The sequence below is a fragment of the Pararhizobium sp. LjRoot255 genome, from assembly GCF_964252905.1.
Taxonomy (GTDB): Bacteria; Pseudomonadota; Alphaproteobacteria; order Rhizobiales; family Rhizobiaceae; genus Pararhizobium.
This window is the reverse complement of record NZ_CAXUPQ020000002.1, coordinates 742,338-757,765: the sequence shown is the minus strand read 5'-3', so window position 1 is coordinate 757,765 and position 15,428 is coordinate 742,338. Positions and strand designations below refer to the sequence as shown.

Genomic DNA, 15,428 nt, shown 5'->3' with positions numbered 1-15,428 from the left:
ATGACCGGCCACCTTCTGAAGAATTGCGCGGCAGTGATCGTCGACGAGGGCAAGGGTCCGACCGTCCGTCGCAACGTCGACCTCCTGACAAAAGGTCCGGCGATCCAGGCAATCGGCGAAAATCTCGGGGCAAGCGCGCTGCCCGCTGGCACGATCACGCAGGACGCCACCGGCTGGTTCGTCTATCCCGGCCTCGTCAATACGCACCACCATTTTTTCCAGTGCTTCGTGCGTAACCGCACCGATCTCGACTGGACGAAGCTCTCGGTCATCGAATGGCTCGACCGCATCTATCCGATCTTCTCGCAGCTCAACGAGGGTTGCTTCTACCATTCCTCGGTCACGGCGATGGCCGAGATGATCAAGCATGGCTGCACGACAGCCTTCGACCATCAATATTGCTTCCCGCGGCACGCCGGAAAACGGCTGATCGATCGTCAGTTCGAGGCGGCCGAGCTTCTCGGCATGCGCTTCCATGCCGGTCGCGGCGGCAATACGTTGCCGAAGTCCGAAGGCTCGACCATTCCGGACGCCATGCTGGAAACGACTGACCAGTTCATCGCCGATTGCGCCCGCCTGATCGACAGTTATCACGATGCCAGGCCCTTGAGCATGCGGCAGGTCGTCGTCGCGCCCTGTCAACCGGTCAACTGCTACCGCGAGACCTTCGTGGAATCGGTGGCGCTGGCGCGCGACCGCGGCGTGCAGATGCACACGCATGTGGGCGAGGGCGAAAGCCCGGTCATTCAGGCTCGTCATGGAATGCGCACGGTCGACTACTGCGAAGAGCTCGGCTTTGCAGGCCCCGATGTCTTCTACGCCCATTGCTGGGAGCTGACCCACGATGAACTGCGGACGATGGCTGCAAGCGGCACCGGTGTCTCCCACTGCCCGGAGCCGGTCTATCTGGTCGGCGCCGAGGTCACGGATATTCCGGCGATGTCCGCCTTCGGGCTGCGCGTCGGTCTCGGCTGCGACGGAGCGGCGTCGAACGACAATTCGAACCTGATGCACTGCATCCACTCCGCCTACATGCTGCAGTGCCTGACCGCATCGACGCGCACGCATCCGGTGCCGCCTCCGGTTGACTTCCTGAGCTATGCCACGACCGGTGGCGCAAGCCTTCTCGGCCGGCGCGACATCGGCCGGCTTGCCCCCGGCATGGCCGCCGATCTCTTTGCAATCGACACGCGGCGCATGGACTACGTGGGCACGCGGCACGATCCGCTGAGCCTGATCGCCAAGGTCGGAATAGGCATGCCGACCGACATGACCATGATCAATGGCCGCATCGTCTGGCAGAAGGGCGAGTTCGCCGGGCTCGACGAGGCCAAGCTGTTTGCCGATGCCGAGGCCGCTCTCGCAACGGTAGAATTCTAGAACAACCAAAATAGGGGAACCAACATGCTGACAAACCTGACCCGCAGAACACTGATGAAGGGCGTTGCCGCCACCGGCATCGCCGGCGCACTTGGCGGCCAGTCCGCTATCGCGGCCGACGAGCCGCTCGGCATCACCCTCGTGATCCCGTCGCCGGTCGGCGACGTCGGCTGGGGCCACGCGCTTGCAGCCGGCCTCGAGCCGGTCAAGGCCGCCTACGGCGACAAGGTGAAGGTGACCGTGCTCGAGAACATCGCGGAAGGACCAGATGCCGACCGCATCATGAACAAGACGGTCGCCGACGGGAACAAATTCCTGGTCGCCGGCTCCTTCGGCTACCAGAACGGCGCCCTGCAGATCGCTCGCCGCGATCCGAGCGTCACTGTTCTGCATGCGTCGGGCTTCCAGGGGGCTCCGAACTTCTCGCCCTTCGCGGCCAAGTATTTTCAGGGCACTTACCTGCTCGGCATGGCAGCCGCCACACTCTCCAAGACCGGCAAGCTGGGCTCGGTATCCGCCTTCGCCATTCCCGAACTGATCACCTCCATTAACGCCTTCACGCTGGGCGCCCAAACGGTGAACCCCGAAATCGAGGTGTCGGTCGTCTGGGTGAACTCCTGGTTCGACCCGGCCAAGGAGCAGGAAGCCGCCAAGGCCCTGATGGCGCAAGGCTGCGACGTGATCTTCTCCAATGCGCAGGATACACCGTCCGTTATCGCAGCCTGCGAGGAAGCGGGCGTCTACGCCTTCAACCTCAATTCGTCGATGAAGAAATACGCCCCGAAGACCTATCTCGGCTGCGTCGCGACGGACTGGTCGCCCTTCTTCAAGGCATCGGTCGACGCCCATTTCGCCGGCTCGTTCAAGGGCGCCAATACCTTTCTCGGCGTCGCCGACAAGGTTGTCGAGGTGGTCGACTGGAACCCCGACATTCCAGCTGACATGATGACGAAGATCAAGGAGATCGAGGTCAAGATCGCCGATGGCAGCTTCTCGCCCTTCACCGGGCCGATCACCAAGGCGGACGGCAGCGAAGGGGTGGCCGCCGGTGCGACACTCGCCGATGGCGAGATCGTCGCGATGGACTGGCACGTCAAGGGCGTTACCACGCCGCTGCCGAAGTAATCCATGACCGACCCGCTCCTGTCGCTCCGCGGCATTTCGAAAAGCTACGGCCAGATCCACGCCAATCAGGCTATCGATCTGGACGTGGCCCCGCGGTCGATCCACGCGATCCTCGGAGAAAACGGGGCGGGCAAGTCGACCCTGATGAAGCTGATCTACGGCGTCGAGCAACCGGACGACGGAACCGTCGTCTGGGAAGGCGAGCCCCTCAGCCTTGCCTCCCCCGCGGAGGCGAGGCGCAGGGGGATCGGAATGGTCTTCCAGCACTTCTCGCTTTTCGAGACCCTGACGGTCGTGGAGAACATTCGCTTGGTCGTCAAAGGCGGCAAAACCGACCTCACCGAACGCATCCGTTCACTTGGTCGCGACTTCGGCCTCGAAGTCGATCCGCTCGCCCATGTACACGCCCTTTCCGTGGGCGAGAGGCAGCGGGTGGAGATCATCCGGTGCCTCATGACCAATCCGAAGCTGCTCATCCTCGACGAACCGACCTCCGTGCTACCGCCGCAGTCGGTGGACAAGCTCTTCGACACCTTGCGCCGCCTGCGCGACGGCGGCATATCCATCCTGTTTATCTCCCATAAGCTCGAGGAAATTCGGGCGATCTGTGATCACGCGACGATCCTGCGCGGCGGGCGCGTCACCGGCAATGTGGACCCGCGCAACCACGATGCCCACGACCTTGCCCGCATGATGATCGGCCGCGACATGCCGGAGCCCATGCCGGCGCTTCCCCTGTCTGGCGGTGAAAAGCGACTCGAGATCATCGGTCTCGATCATCGGCCCGATGATCCCTTTGCCGTGTCGCTCTCCAATATCAGCCTTGCGGTGCGTGGCGGCGAAATCCTCGGCATCGCCGGGATTTCGGGGAACGGTCAAAACGAGCTTGCGTCGCTGATCTCCGGCGAGGCGGTGCTGGCGCGAGAACAGCGCGACCGGATCTTTATGATGGGAAAGGACGTGGGCACACTCGACGCCGCTGCCCGCCGGCAGCTTGGCTTTGCCTTCGTTCCGGAAGACCGGCTCGGACGCGGCGCGATCCCCGAAATGTCGCTGATCCTCAACAGCCTGCTGACAGCGCACCCACTCAAACTTCTCCGGCACGGTCTTGTCGATAGGGCAGGCGCGCGGGCGTTCACCAACGAGTGCATCCGTCAATACGACGTGCGCACGCCCGGTCCGGATGCGGAGGCAGGGGCGCTCTCCGGCGGCAATCTGCAGAAGTTCATCGTCGGCCGCGAGATCATGCTGTCTCCAAAACTTCTGTTCTTGGCGCAGCCGACCTGGGGCGTCGATATCGGCGCGGCAACCGCCATTCGCAGGCGCCTGATCACGCTACGCAACGAAGGCATGGCCATCCTCGTGATTTCCGAGGAGCTCGAGGAGCTTTTTGAACTCTGCGATTCCATCCAGGTGCTGTACCACGGCAAGCTGAGCCCGCCACTCGCCACGCGCGACACGCGACCCGAGGAGATCGGCAGGTATATGCTCGGCGCACATTCGTCACCCGAAAGGGCGCTCGCATGAGCGCCTTGCCCGCGGCCTTCCTTCCCACCCTTGTCCGACGGGAGCGCGCCTCGCTTGCTGCAACCCTGCTTGCGCCGCCCCTCGCGCTGGCGGTAGCCACCATTCTCAATCTCGGGCTTTACGTGCTGATGGGCCGCGATCCGGTCGCCGTCGTCTACGCGATGCTTCTCGAGCCCTTTCTTTCCTGGGCGTCGTTCTCGGAGGTGCTGCTGAAGACGGGTCCTCTCCTCCTCATCGCGCAGGGCCTGGCGATCGGCTTTCGCGCGAAGGTTTTCAACATCGGAGCCGAGGGCCAGTTCATTCTCGGTGCGATATTCGCCTCCGCAATCCCGGTATGGATTCCGCAGGCAACGGGCCAGTGGATCTGGCCCCTGATGCTGCTGCTTGGCGCCATCGGTGGCGCCCTATGGGCTTCGCTGACCGCGTTTTGGCGCGTCAGGCTCAATGCAAACGAAATCCTCGTTTCCCTGATGCTGAGCCTGGTTGCCGCGCAACTCCTCAACTACCTGCTCCTCGGCCCCTGGAAGGACCCGAACGGCTTCAATTTCCCCCAATCCGTGATGTTCCAGTATGACGCGATGGTGCCGCTCCTGATATCCGGTACCCGTGTCAACGTCTCGCTGCTCCTGACCCTCGCCCTGTCGATGGCGGCATGGGTCTTCATGCAGAAGAGCTTCATCGGCTACAAGCTCCAGGTCGGCGGGCTCGCGCCACGCGCCGCCGGTTATGCCGGTTTCAACGAAGGGTGGGCGATCTGGCTTTCGCTCCTCATCGGTGGCTTTGCCGCCGGGCTCGCCGGTGCGGCCGAGGTCGCCGGTCCCCTCGGCCAGTTGCAGCGCTCGATTTCGACCGGTTACGGCTATGCTGCTATCATCGTCGCCTATCTCGGCGGCCTGCACCCGATCGGAATCGTCTTCTCCGCCCTGTTCATGTCCGTTGTCTATATCGGCGGGGACAATGCCATGGTGTCGGCAAACTTGCCGATCGCGGCGGTCCGCGTATTCCAGGGCAGCCTTCTGCTTGCCTACCTCATCGCCGCCGCCTTCGTGCGGTATCGTCTCCAGTGGCGCCGTGTCACTTACCGGAGCCAGCCATGAACGCCATCGAGTTCATTCTTTCCGGCATGCTCGCGGCGGCTACTCCGTTTCTCCTTGCGGCTCTCGGCGAACTGGTGGTCGAGCGCGCCGGGGTTCTCAACCTCGGGGTGGAGGGATTGATGGCGTTCGGCGCGGTGCTCGCCTTCATCATCGTCTATCACGGCGGCGGGCATCTTATGGGTTTTCTCGTCGCGGGCCTCGGCAGCGCCTTCCTTTCGCTGATTTTCGCCATTGTCGCGTTGGGATTTCGGGCGAACCAGGTGGCGACGGGCCTTGCGATCGGCATCCTCGGCCAAGGTCTCTCGGCGCTTTTCGGCAAGACCTATGAAAGCCTGACGGTCAAGGGGCTTCCAAAGATCGCCATACCCGGACTCTCCGAAATACCGGTCATCGGCAGCCTTTTCGTCCAGGACATCATCGTGTGGCTTTCCCTCGTCGTAACCTTGGCAATCTGGGCGACGTTTGCCTACACGAAGGTTGGTCTCGTCGTCCGGGCTGTGGGGGAGAACCCAAAGGCTGCGCACGCCATCGGCTATTCGGTCATCTCAATCCGCATCTTGGCGATCGCATTCGGCGGAGCGATGGCTGGCTTTGCCGGCGCTTATGCGGCAGTAGTCTACACACCGCTCTGGGCCGACGGGATGATCGCCGGGCGTGGCTGGATCGCGATCGCACTCGTCGTCTTCGGCACATGGCTTACCGGCCGGATCTTCCTCGGGGCCAGCCTCTTCGGCGCCGTCTCCCTGATGGGGCTTGCAGCCCAGGCGACCGGGATGGACGTTCCCTCACAACTGCTTTCGAGCCTGCCCTATCTCGTCACCATCGTCGTGCTCGGCATCATTTCGGCCGACCGCCGCCTGCTCAAGCTGAACGGTGTCGCCTCGCTCGGTGAACCCTTCGAACGCTAGTTGGACTGCCCGCGCGGACTTTTTCCGACCTCCGAATGCCGTCTCGAAGACATGAAACGCGGTGAGTTCCCGCCACGCCTGTTCTGAAGCAGACCGGTCCTACGAGCAGGCGAGCTACGCAGTCCAGGACACGACGGACGTGGTTGCAAAACACTCCGCCCGAATCCTGACGCAAGACAAGGCGGAGTTGGCCCTCAGGATTTTGAATCAGGTCTGGCAGGCGACATAGCAAGCCAGATCCGCCCGCAGCCAGTTTGACAGCGGGGCCTGATCAGGCAAGTGTTCTTTGTCCCAGGACCAAGGACGGTCAGAGGCCTACCTTTCCCAGGCATATGATTCGTGCGGTTTATCAGCCAGAGCCGCGAAAAACCGCACAGCCCGTCGCCACCAAATTACGTCCGATAATGTCTCGCGTTCCCAGAATCACCTCTGTCGATCGTCCTGGATCGGTAGAATACCCCAAGGCGCGGTGTTTCCGCGGCTTTTCTCGCCCTGATTGCCTGGATTCTCGATCGCGTTCGGTCGCAAGATCTTTGCTGGATCGGTGGACTGCTCACATCGCTTCAGCCCGTGATCGGATGCCGAACGGCAGCAGCACCCTTTCCTTCTCACTCACCCCAAGTGCCGTGACTGCCGAATTTCGGCCATGGATGCCCGCAGGCGCGTTTTATGCGCTCTCGAGTGTCGTCGTACCAGGAAACCCTCCAGGCGCGCTGTACGGGGCTGCAAATCGATCCATAAAATGTATATGCAAAGGGCCCTTTTCTCAGACATTGCATAACTGCAAAAACTCAGCCAGAATCCGCCCATGTCTGAGCCCTATAACACACCCTCCTCGTCCCCACTGCGCCGTCTTGTCGGCTATGCCCGCGTTTCGATCGAGGATCAGGTCAACGACGCCCAGGTCGATGAACTCAAGGCAGCTGGCTGCCGCGTCGTGTATGAAGAGCACGAATCTGGCGTGGCGCGCACGCGTCCGGTGCTGGCGAAGCTTTTGCGCGACATCGTTGCCGGTGATGTTCTCGTTGTCGTGCGTCTCGACCGTCCGGCCCGATCCGTCAGCCATCTCCTTGAGGTTATCGAGCAGTTGGAGCAGCGTGGCGCGCATTTTCGTTCACTGCGCGACCCGATCGATACGTCGACACCCCAGGGAATGTTTTCGTTGCAGGTTCTGGGCGCCGTCGTTCAGCTCGAGCGTACGCTGATCGCCGAGCGCACCAAGGCGGGGATGAAGGCGGCTAAGGCGCGTGGACGGTTGGCGGGCAATCCGGGGCTGCGGGAGCGTCGGCCAGACGCCGTCCGGGCCGTTTCAGCCGCACGCCAGCAAGCTTATCTCGACGATCTCATCGCTTCGGCACAGACGTGGTTGCCGACAGTGCGCCGGTTGAGGCCGCACCACAGCTGGGACGACGTCGTGCGCATCCTCAATCGCAAAGGGAATGATTGGACCGTCGAACGGCTGCGGCGCGCCGTGCATCGCCTGGTTCGCGAACGCTTGGCAGAAGCATCATTGATAAAGCGATCGCCAAAGCGGCCGCCGGAGGACCGGCTGATGACACTTGTCGCTGGCATCGCCACTGCCGATCCGGATTTAACGCTGCTTGAAATCGGCCAACAGCTGGAGCGGATGCACGAGCGGCCGCCGCGTGGTGGGCGCAAATGGCAAGCCTCTTCGGTCAAGGCCTTGCTGGATCGGGCCTGCCGGCTCGGTCTCGTGACGCCCCGTTGAGTGTCCGCCTCAGGCGGACAAGCAGCCGGTCTCGTGCCATGCTGCTGCCGCTTTGAGGGGCCGGGCTGCGTCAACCTCACCAAGGCCGCCAGGCTGCTCGGGCCAGTGCGGCCAGATTAAAGAATGCTACAGCGCCTTGATCGCCTATCGCCGAGGCGATTAAACCTGTTCCTACGGAACGCGCCACGCGCAGGACCGATCAATCCTCATCGCCCGCCGGCACCTCGATCGGCTCGCGGGCGGCGGACAGGATCGTGCGTTTTCCAACATGGTTCGCCGGCCCGACGAGCCCTTCCCTCTCCATTCGCTCGACGAGTGAAGCGGCCCTGTTATAGCCGATCTGCAGGCGGCGCTGGATGTAGGAGGTCGAGCACTTCTTGTCACGCAGCACAACCTTGACCGCCTTGTCGTAAAGATCGTTGCCGTCTTCCTCAGCCATCGCGCCCTTGTCGAAAACCGCGCTGTCCTCCTCCGCGGCCTCGTCGGCGTCCTCGGCATCCTCGGTCACCGTGCCGAGATATTCCGGGCGCCCTTGCGTCTTCAGATGCGCGACCACCTTCTCGACCTCCTCGTCCGACACGAAGGGGCCGTGGACACGCGCGATCCGACCGCCGCCGACCATGTGCAACATATCCCCTTGCCCCAGCAGATGCTCTGCGCCCTGTTCGCCGAGGATCGTCCGACTGTCGATCTTGGAGGTCACTTGGAAGGAGATGCGGGTCGGGAAGTTGGCCTTGATCGTGCCGGTGATGACGTCGACCGAAGGGCGCTGCGTCGCCATGATCAGATGGATGCCGGCGGCGCGTGCCATCTGAGCGAGCCGCTGGATGGCACCCTCGATCTCCTTGCCTGCGACCATCATCAGATCGGCCATTTCATCGACGATGACGACGATGTACGGCATGGGCGCGAGGTCCATTTCCTCCTGCTCAAAAATTGCCTCGCCGGTCGAGCGGTCGAAGCCGGTCTGGACGGAGCACAGGATCGTTTCACCCTTTGCCCGTGCCGATGCGGCGCGCGCGTTGAAGCCGTCGATATTGCGCACGCCGAGCCGCGACATCTTGCGATAGCGGTCTTCCATCTCTCGCACCGCCCATTTCAGCGCCATCACCGCCTTTTTCGGATCGGTCACAACCGGCGTCAGCAAATGCGGGATGCCGTCATAGACCGAAAGCTCCAGCATCTTCGGATCGACCATGATCAGCCGGCATTCCTCCGGCTTCAGTCGATAGAGCAAGGACAGGATCATCGTATTGATCGCCACCGATTTGCCCGAACCCGTGGTACCAGCGACCAGAAGATGCGGCATCTTGGCAAGCTCTGCCACCACCGGCTCCCCGCCGATCGTCTTGCCCAGGCACAGCGCCAGCTTGAAGCGGGTCTCGCCGTAGTTTTCGGATTCGATCAGTTCGCGGAAATAGACCGTCTCGCGGACCGGGTTCGGTAGTTCGATGCCGATGACGTTGCGACCAGGCACCACGGCGACGCGGGCAGACAAAGCCGACATCGAGCGAGCGATATCATCCGAAAGGCCGATGACTCGCGAGGACTTCACGCCCGGCGCCGGTTCGAATTCATAGAGCGTAACCACAGGACCTGGCCGCACATCGATGATCTCGCCGCGAACGCCGAAATCCTCCAGCACGCTCTCCAACAGACCAGCGCTTTGTTCCAGAGCCTCCTGGGTGATGATCGCGGTTTCCTGAACACACGGTTCCTGCAAAAGCGTAACGGGCGGGAAAACGTAGTCGCGCATGTCGACAGCGATCGAGGTATCCGCGGTTTTAGCGATGATCTCGGGCCTGATCTCCGGAACCGGTCTAGAAGCAGTCACCGGGTGTTTTGCGTCGTCGACCGGCTCGACAGGAGCCCGGGGGGCTGAAAACGTGGATTTGACTTCGGCCAGTTCTCGCAGCGGCAACTTCGCAGGCGCCTTGGCAGGCAAGGGCCTTGCAACGAGGAGCCCTGCCGACGGCGCGCGGGCGATGACGATTTCCCGATAGAGCGCCGTTACCGAATCCGGCGCCGCCTGAAACTCTGGCGCCTGCCAGCGCGCCGCAGGCGCCAATACGTCCATATCAGCGTCCATATCCATGGCACTCCAGAACACCTCGTCCGAGACGGCGTACAGGGCGTTCGGTCTTTTCACGGGCGTTTCCCAAATCTCTTCGGCCTGCGGATCCTCGTCAGCTGGAAAGCAGGCGAGATCGATGTCGGCGAGCTCTGCAGCTTCGCAGACCGGATTTGCCTCCGCCTGCATTTCAATTTCGCGCTTCAAACGCAACGAAAGCAGTTGAATGCCTGTTGCTGCCGGCGCGTGCTGCGCTGTAGCAACGGGCGGTTCACCTGCCACAGGATTTTCGCCAGTCGGCACAACGTCCTCAGTGGCGCTCGTCCCTGGTTCAACGTTCGGATATGCCGACGCTGCTTGCTTCTTGCTTTCAGAGGTCGAACGCTTCGAATAGGCGCTTTCCGGTGTGCGGGTGAACCGCACGTTGGGCCTGAGCACAAAGGCGCTCTGCCACACCGGCGCTTCCCGCCCCTCGATCTCGCTTGCGGCCATGGCGTCGGTGTCCGTCCTGGAAGCATTTTCCTCGCCATTTGCATCAATCGGCGAACCGTAAACGCGCCGCTGATGCTCGATTTTCGCAAGGTGACCGTCGTCGTCTGCGGGGTGCTCTCCCGTGTGATCGAAGGGGTTCGAAAAATTGGTTCGGGAAAGACGCATAGGGACCTGCTCACTCATAATTCACCGGCAATGGGCATACCCTTTTCAATAGAAAATAAAGGTTAATCACCTCTTTCTAGCCTGCCATTCTCACAGAATTTCCGTTGGCTCGGGCGAGTGACATGAGCATCGGACCGATGGCAAATTCACCCCGTGCGGCGCGTCGTGTCAGGTCGCGAAGATAAGCGCCGGGCGAGTTGATATGCCCTGCCCGCTCGAGAATGCAGGCGATGACGGTGGCGGCGTTCTCCGGTCCGAGAATGGTGCAGGCCTGCTGATAGGCGTCGGGGCTGACGCCGAGCATCGAACGTACGACAACCGCGGCTGCCATCAAATCGCGCCAGGTCGAAATCGTTCCGCCGGCGCCGTAGTCGGCAATTTGCGGACACGTCTGCAGCACAAGCGCCAGCGGAAACGCCTTGATGCTGGTGCTTGGTCTGCGGCGTAGTGCTTCACCCACCGGTCTAGCGTTCTCAACGCCGCGTTTACCATGATCCGCGTTTTCTGGTTCGTACCGCACGGGGATTGCTGCCGGATGGACTTCGGATTGTGCGACCTGCGTCGTTTTGCAAGCGGGTTCAGATTCAGATGTGGAGTCGGTATGTGAATTCTGTATGTGCCGTTCATTTTGAAAGGGATTGCCGCTTAATTTCCTTGAATCAATGTGCATTTCCAAGCGATTGGTGATCGCTTCGCGCAGCATCTCCATCTCTTGTAGGGCCGTCAGCAATACATCCGGTGCTGGCGTGCGCGGAAGGGCCGTCACCAAGGCGCGGAAATGCAGGCTGACGTCCTCCCAGTCACCCGTGGCGCCCTCCTCGACGGCCGTTTCGATCAGTTTGGCGACATCGCGCCGGCAAAGCGTCAACCGCTCGCGAAGCCGTAGCAGATGCAGCCGTTCGGCCGTCACTTGGGCTGCTAGGCGTTCGATTTCATCCGCGCGAGCCAGAAGTGGCGCGAGGGAGAAGCCGTAGGCGTCGTCGATGGCGCCCGCACGGTTCCTGCGCACGTAGCGTTTGCCGTTGGGGCTGTCCTTGCGGACAATGAGACCGGCTTCGACCAGCACCGCCAAATGACGTCTAATCGTCTGTTCGGTCATGCCATGGGAGCGCAGTGACAACTGGGCATTGGATGGGAAAACAACGAGCCCATTTACTTCGCAGAGTTCATCCTTCGGATAGAAGCTCAGAAGTGCGCTCATGACCGCGAGCGATCGGTCGGTGACGCCGATCAGCGGCCTAGCTTCGCATAACGCCCTATAGAGTTTCCACTTGTCGACAGTCTTGCCGTTTTCGATTTCTCGCGCCATGACCTGATTGGCTAACATGCCAAGCGTCATCGCCCGCCGCCCAAAGGGCGTCGCCACACTTCCACCGTACATCGCCTCTGCCTTTCGTCGGGGCAAAGCTACTCAGCTCGTCAAAATGACGCCGATCTCAATGAAGAGACTTGACTACGATTCCAGGAAGTGTGATTCTCTCAGTCGCCAAACAGTCGAGAAGGGCTTCCGGAATGCATTTCGGGGGCCTTTTTCTTTGCCGATTTTTCGTCTGCTACCTATCCTTCGATAGCGGTTGATCTTGAGGCGCCCACGACGGACGCCCGGCGTAAGCTAGTGTCGGCCATCCTGTTTGCGGCTGGCCGTAAATTCGGCATAGAGATCATCCAGCCGATCGGCGAGATAGCTGCCGAAATCGGGCACCTGTCGCTCATCGAAAACGATCCGGGTCTGAACATCGTCCCGCTCGATCCGAGCTGCTTTCCTGCCCTGCGGGTTCTTCCATTCCTGTGCCTTTGGCTTTCTCTTCGCAGGCTCGGCGCCAAGCATTTCGAACACGCGACCAAACCGCGTATCGCTGTCAGCCGCTAGAAATTCCGCGTTCGCGACAAGGACATCGAGCGTGTTCTGTTTCCGCTCCATCCGATCGGCCAATGCCGCCCAGCGCGCCCGGCCAGCCTTTGGCGCCGGCCCGATCGCCTGAACCAGGTATTCCGGAATACTGCGCGCGATGGAAATGTACCGGCTGAGGTCGGCCTTGTCGGTCGAGAGCGCGGCCATGATTGTCGTCCGGTCGTAGCCGCCATCTTCGAGGCGCCGCGCGAACTGGGCCTTCTCGATATAGGACAGATCCTGCCGGTCGAGATTTTCCTTGCCCTGCGCGATGACGAGTTCGTTGTCCGTCAACTGTTGAACAATGGCCCTGACCGTCTTGCCAAGCTTGGCTGCAGCTCTCAGACGCCGGCGGCCATAAGCCACCTGGAAGCGCCCGGGCGCGGCGGCCTGGGGCCGAACGAGGATAGGAACCTGTTGGCCATTTTCTCGAATACTCTCGACGAGAGCCTCAAAACCGGGATCGACCGCTATCGAAATACGATCGCTCACAGAGGAGCTATCGATCTGCGACGGATCCAAGTCGATCACAGTGGATCCGGACGCCAGCTGTTCCTGCAATTTTGCGGCGCTGCGCGCGCCTTCGGTCATTTCCTGCAGCGACGCGCCCATCGCCGAAATCGCGCCCGTGCGGACGCGATCCGGACTTTTTTCAACGCCCGCTACTGACGCGGAGCCTTCCGGTTTGCGCATAAACAACGTGTTAACGGTATCTTTTCGGCTCACGGCAGATCACCCTGATTTAGAAAAATTTGAGCCGCGCCGCTTAGGCAACAGCGGACGTTGGGAACTCCCAACAGGGGTGAGGTAACCCTTGGACCCAGGGCGTGTGTCACCTGAATGGTTTCGTTCGGTAAGCCGTCCGGGCAATGAACGGGCTCGCTTGAAAGACCCTGTTGGGAGATCCCAACAAACTACCGAAAGGGGGAGATGTGCGCTCATTTTGGCGTGCGCCCCCACGCCAGCCGAATGAGGGATTCAACTTCACCGTTCACGGCGTCGAGGGCCTCCATCGCCCGGTCATAGGTCGAGCGAGTCAGATTTTCCCGACCGATCTCGTAGAGTGTCTGCTTCGTCAGGCCGGCATCGGAAACCGCCGCCGACTTCACCATCGGATTGGTCATGACGTGATCGTCGAAGAGATTGCGGAGGAGGGCGGTAACCTTGGTCTGTGGCGCGTCCTGAGGCTCATAACGCGTGAGGAGATAGCGGATGAAATCATATTTCAGTTCGCCGCCAGCCTCGCGAACGACGGCAAGGAGGTCATGCGTCATTAACAGGAATTGGCTCATCGACGCCACATCGAGCATCTGCGGATGAACAGTCACCACCATCGACGTGGCCGCGCAAAGACCACTTAGCGTCAGGTAGCCGAGCTGCGGCGGGCAATCGATGACGACGACGTCGTAGCCTTCGGCGATTTCATCGAGCGCACGCGCCACGCGGGTAAAGAAAATTCCGTCTCCATCGCGAGAGCCGCGGGTCAGTGCGCGCGGCGTCGTATGCTCGAACTCCATCAGTTCAAGATTGCCCGGTACGAGATCGAGACCGTCGAAATAGGTGTTGCGGATGACGTCCGCCAGCGGACGCTTTTCCTCGTCATAGCGGATGGCGGCGTAAAGCGTCTCGTTCGATCTCACATCGGTTTCCGGCAGGACACCGAGGAGGGCGGAGAGGCTTGCCTGCGGATCGAGATCGACGGCGAGCACGCGATATCCTTGCAGTGCCAAATATTGTGCCAGGTGTACAGATGTGGTTGTCTTGCCCGATCCGCCTTTGAAATTGGTGACGGCGATGACCTGGAGGTGATCGTCGGGGCCGCGGCGTGGCACGAAGTTGTAGGCTTCGCGGCCCCGCACCGTCTGCGCCAACTTCTCGCGCAATTCGTTGATCTGCCGCAGCGTGTAGAGGCGGCGTCCGTTGCTCGTGAGCTGGGGCTGCGGTCCTTCGCCGGCAAGCGTCATTTTGCGTAGCGTCGAATCTGACACACCTATCAGGCGAGCCGCCTCGCCTGACGTGAACCGCCGCAAGGTCTTGCTGGCCGTTGGTGGAAAGAGCGCCTCGCTGATCGCTTGCAGCTGCGAACTGATAATCGCCGCATGATCTCCGATCGTCTCGTCGACGGTCTGGCGCTCAATCTTGGTCGCATGAATTGCATTGCTCACGTTCAAAAACTTTCGTCACGGTAAAATGGGCGGATGAGGGATATAACCGTGACGATACGCAACGCAACGATTCGTGCAAGAAGTTATTGGTTAACAGATGGTTAACGCTACGGAGCAGAAAAATGAATCCGCCGCCGCCCAAAACACGATTCACTCATGAATCCAAGACGTTCTTGTTCTTCGCCGAAGCGCCGCGCCGCGAGAGCAGCAACCAAATGTTTCATGTTAACAATCATGCAGCAACCGGCCCGATATGGACAACCGGGAGGCTGAAATGCGCGACTCACGCAGCCTTTGGCGGGTTTCACCCCGAATCGCGGCGCACAACCGCACCATCCAAAGCTGTCGCCTGTCGGTTGATCCGACACGCACCTTTCTTGGCAGCCGCCGGAACAATCCATTTCGTCGCGCGTTAAGCGCCGGGTCGATTTCTGTCGACATCAACCACCGTGTTTTGCAACGATGTGAGGATGTGCAGATGAACAACCTGTTGCCACAACTTCATGAAGGACACGCGCCGATCACGCTGCACCAGCTGTTCCGCGACGCCTTGGAAACCTATGACGATTGGGTCGAAGGTGCAGATGCTCCGGTTGTCTTCCATCAGGGCATGCCTGTGCCGATCAATGTCGTGTTCGATCACATGCGCAATTGCACGGACATCCTGCCGAACAATATGGTCAGCGCCATTACCGAGCGGCTGACAAAACCTTGGAGCAGCGACAGCCCGCTTGACGAAATGACCTTTTCGACAGCGGCGCGCGTGATGTGCGTGCTGATCCGAAAGAGGGAATTGCAGCGCAGCGATAGCAATATCAACGCTTTCATCCGGCGGTTCGAAAAGCGCCGCTCCAATCGCATCGACCGTTGAGCTTGTG

11 protein-coding genes are annotated in these 15,428 nt (G+C 61.0%); 7 read left to right on the top strand and 4 right to left on the bottom strand.

Features of this window, described 5'->3' with window-relative positions; all coding sequences use genetic code 11:
• The 6 genes from ACSQ2W_RS22640 to ACSQ2W_RS22615 all read left to right on the top strand — a co-directional run bounded on the left by ACSQ2W_RS22640 (position 1) and on the right by ACSQ2W_RS22615 (position 7,766).
• On the top strand, positions 1-1,380 hold the full coding sequence (locus tag ACSQ2W_RS22640) for an amidohydrolase (protein WP_436088407.1): 1,380 nt from the start codon (positions 1-3) through the stop codon (positions 1,378-1,380).
• A gap of 27 nt (positions 1,381-1,407) precedes the next feature.
• Positions 1,408-2,505: a BMP family ABC transporter substrate-binding protein gene (locus ACSQ2W_RS22635; RefSeq protein ID WP_436088979.1), complete on the top strand. Its 1,098-nt coding sequence runs from the start codon at positions 1,408-1,410 to the stop codon at positions 2,503-2,505.
• A gap of 3 nt (positions 2,506-2,508) precedes the next feature.
• Positions 2,509-4,032, top strand: a complete 1,524-nt coding sequence (locus ACSQ2W_RS22630; protein WP_436088406.1) for an ABC transporter ATP-binding protein — start codon at positions 2,509-2,511, stop codon at positions 4,030-4,032.
• Positions 4,029-5,129, top strand: a complete 1,101-nt coding sequence (locus tag ACSQ2W_RS22625) for an ABC transporter permease (protein ID WP_436088405.1) — start codon at positions 4,029-4,031, stop codon at positions 5,127-5,129. The genes ACSQ2W_RS22630 and ACSQ2W_RS22625 overlap by 4 nt, the downstream gene beginning before the upstream one ends.
• Positions 5,126-6,037 (top strand): ABC transporter permease, encoded by a 912-nt coding sequence (locus tag ACSQ2W_RS22620; protein ID WP_436088404.1) that lies wholly within the window; start codon positions 5,126-5,128, stop codon positions 6,035-6,037. Before ACSQ2W_RS22625 ends, ACSQ2W_RS22620 begins: the two co-directional genes overlap by 4 nt.
• Before the next feature lie 808 nt (positions 6,038-6,845).
• Entirely contained in the window at positions 6,846-7,766 is a 921-nt protein-coding gene (locus tag ACSQ2W_RS22615) for a recombinase family protein (protein ID WP_436088403.1), read from the top strand.
• Between the two features lie 199 nt (positions 7,767-7,965).
• Here ACSQ2W_RS22615 and ACSQ2W_RS22610 read toward each other — a convergent pair whose 3' ends face one another.
• From ACSQ2W_RS22610 to repA, 4 genes are all read right to left on the bottom strand, one after another.
• Complete coding sequence (locus ACSQ2W_RS22610) at positions 7,966-10,494, bottom strand: DNA translocase FtsK (protein WP_436088402.1); 2,529 nt, start codon at positions 10,492-10,494, stop codon at positions 7,966-7,968.
• Between the two features lie 76 nt (positions 10,495-10,570).
• Positions 10,571-11,875 carry a plasmid replication protein RepC gene (gene repC / locus ACSQ2W_RS22605; RefSeq protein WP_436088401.1) on the bottom strand — a complete coding sequence of 435 codons (1,305 nt, stop codon included), beginning with the start codon at positions 11,873-11,875 and terminating at the stop codon, positions 10,571-10,573.
• Positions 11,876-12,106: 231 nt separating this feature from the next.
• Positions 12,107-13,111 (bottom strand): plasmid partitioning protein RepB, encoded by a 1,005-nt coding sequence (repB, locus tag ACSQ2W_RS22600; RefSeq protein WP_436088400.1) that lies wholly within the window; start codon positions 13,109-13,111, stop codon positions 12,107-12,109.
• Between the two features lie 212 nt (positions 13,112-13,323).
• Positions 13,324-14,550: a plasmid partitioning protein RepA gene (gene repA / locus ACSQ2W_RS22595; RefSeq protein ID WP_436088399.1), complete on the bottom strand. Its 1,227-nt coding sequence runs from the start codon at positions 14,548-14,550 to the stop codon at positions 13,324-13,326.
• Positions 14,551-15,028: 478 nt separating this feature from the next.
• On the opposite strand from repA, the gene ACSQ2W_RS22590 reads away from it, so the two are divergent.
• Positions 15,029-15,421 (top strand): hypothetical protein, encoded by a 393-nt coding sequence (locus ACSQ2W_RS22590; protein WP_436088978.1) that lies wholly within the window; start codon positions 15,029-15,031, stop codon positions 15,419-15,421.
• Positions 15,422-15,428: the final 7 nt, after the last annotated feature.

What these genes read in the sequence shown, in the direction of transcription:
- ACSQ2W_RS22630 (WP_436088406.1), top strand. Translation starts at nt 2,509, where the DNA reads ATGACCGACCCGCTCCTGTCGCTCCGCGGCATTTCGAAAAGCTACGGC.
- ACSQ2W_RS22615 (WP_436088403.1), top strand. Translation starts at nt 6,846, where the DNA reads ATGTCTGAGCCCTATAACACACCCTCCTCGTCCCCACTGCGCCGTCTT.
- ACSQ2W_RS22590 (WP_436088978.1), top strand. Translation starts at nt 15,029, where the DNA reads ATGAACAACCTGTTGCCACAACTTCATGAAGGACACGCGCCGATCACG.
- repC (WP_436088401.1), bottom strand. Translation starts at nt 11,875, where the DNA reads ATGTACGGTGGAAGTGTGGCGACGCCCTTTGGGCGGCGGGCGATGACG.
- ACSQ2W_RS22625 (WP_436088405.1), top strand. Translation starts at nt 4,029, where the DNA reads ATGAGCGCCTTGCCCGCGGCCTTCCTTCCCACCCTTGTCCGACGGGAG.
- ACSQ2W_RS22610 (WP_436088402.1), bottom strand. Translation starts at nt 10,494, where the DNA reads ATGCGTCTTTCCCGAACCAATTTTTCGAACCCCTTCGATCACACGGGA.
- ACSQ2W_RS22620 (WP_436088404.1), top strand. Translation starts at nt 5,126, where the DNA reads ATGAACGCCATCGAGTTCATTCTTTCCGGCATGCTCGCGGCGGCTACT.
- ACSQ2W_RS22640 (WP_436088407.1), top strand. Translation starts at nt 1, where the DNA reads ATGACCGGCCACCTTCTGAAGAATTGCGCGGCAGTGATCGTCGACGAG.